The organism is Paraburkholderia sp. RL17-373-BIF-A (assembly GCF_046030175.1).
In the GTDB taxonomy this organism is placed as follows: domain Bacteria; phylum Pseudomonadota; class Gammaproteobacteria; order Burkholderiales; family Burkholderiaceae; genus Paraburkholderia.
Genome location: NZ_JARESO010000270.1, coordinates 1 through 1,282, shown reverse-complemented (window position 1 = coordinate 1,282; position 1,282 = coordinate 1). Strand labels below are relative to the sequence as shown.

The window sequence follows — 1,282 nt, the reverse complement described above, 5'->3', positions numbered from 1 at the left end:
GTTTTTAGTTACCGATTGCGGTCCGACCTGTACGGACTCGCTTATACGTCTGTAGCCGCAATCGCTAACCAAAAAACCCTCTGCTTTACGGGTTCGAACCCGTAATAACTGGCTGGTGATGATGGTCGCCTTTCCCGCCGAGCGGTCATCGATCATCTCGAGCAGATCGTTTCGGACCAACGCGTCGAGGGGAGCCATTCCCCAATCCTCCAGCAGGAGCACGTCAACGCGGGCGACCTGCAGCAGCCATTTTGTGAAGCCGCCATTGCCGTGCAGAACGCGAAGCTCCTCGCCAAGTCGCGGCACGCGCAGATACAAGGCCGAATGCCCGCGCCGGCAAGCGTATTGGGCCAGGGCGCACGCGAGCCACGATTTCCCAGCGCCGGTTGGACCGCTGATGAGCAGGCTATAGCCGGCTTCGACCCAGTCACCGAGCGCGAGACTCGTGAGTGAGCGCGGATCGACGCCACGGCCAGCGCGCGTGTCGAGATCTTCAATGGCGGCTTGCGGATACTTGAGGCGCGCCTGCTTGAGCAGTCGGGTACGTCGGCGATCATCACGCCAGCTGGCTTCCCGGTCGACCAGCAGTGACAGGCGTTCCTCGAAGCTCAGGCTGGCCGCACCGGGCTGCGTCAGTTGTTCTTCCAGGCCGTCAGCGAAACCGTCCAGCTTCGGGGTGCGCAGTTGCGTCAGTGTCTGTTGCATCATCATGGTGGGTCTTCTTTATTGGTAGTAGCCGGGACCGCGTACATGCGCGTGGCTCGGGCTGATCCAGTCGGCAGGCGTTGCCACTGCAGCGCGGTCGCGGTTGTTGATCAGGATGTCGCGCACGTGGCGGTAACGGTGCACGCCCAGCTCCAGTGCTAGCGCACAGGCGGTTTCGAGACGTTCGCGGCCATAGCGACGTGAGAGCGAGAGCAATCCGAGGCACGCCCGATAGCCGTGTTCCGGATGGCGTTGCTCCTGCAGCAGCCGGGTAACAAGCGCGCCGGTCGCCGCGCCGATCTGCTGTCCCCAATGAATCAGCCGCTGCGGCGTCCATTCCAGATGAGCGCGGTGCGCCGCCGGCATGTGCTCGACGACGGTGGTGTAGCCGCCTGCGCGGTCGTTGCGTGCGTGGCTGGCGACACGGCGACCTCGATGCAGCAGTTCGACAGCGCCCGCCGTAATGCGCGCATCGAGCTTGATACCGACCAGCGCGTGCGGCACGCTGTAGCGGTGTTTGTTGATCTCGACGTGATAGTCGATGTGTTCTGTGGTTGACCACAGAAAACATCTTGTA

The 1,282-nt window shown here is 62.6% G+C and carries 2 protein-coding genes; both read right to left on the bottom strand.

The features are described from left to right. Positions 1–711, bottom strand: a 711-nt coding sequence (locus P0D80_RS50255; RefSeq protein ID WP_408296229.1) for an ATP-binding protein, incomplete at its 3' end; no start/stop codon positions are given. A 12-nt stretch (positions 712–723) separates the two neighbouring features. Next, positions 724–1,282: Mu transposase domain-containing protein (locus tag P0D80_RS50250; protein ID WP_408296226.1), on the bottom strand; the 559-nt coding region annotated here is incomplete at its 5' end.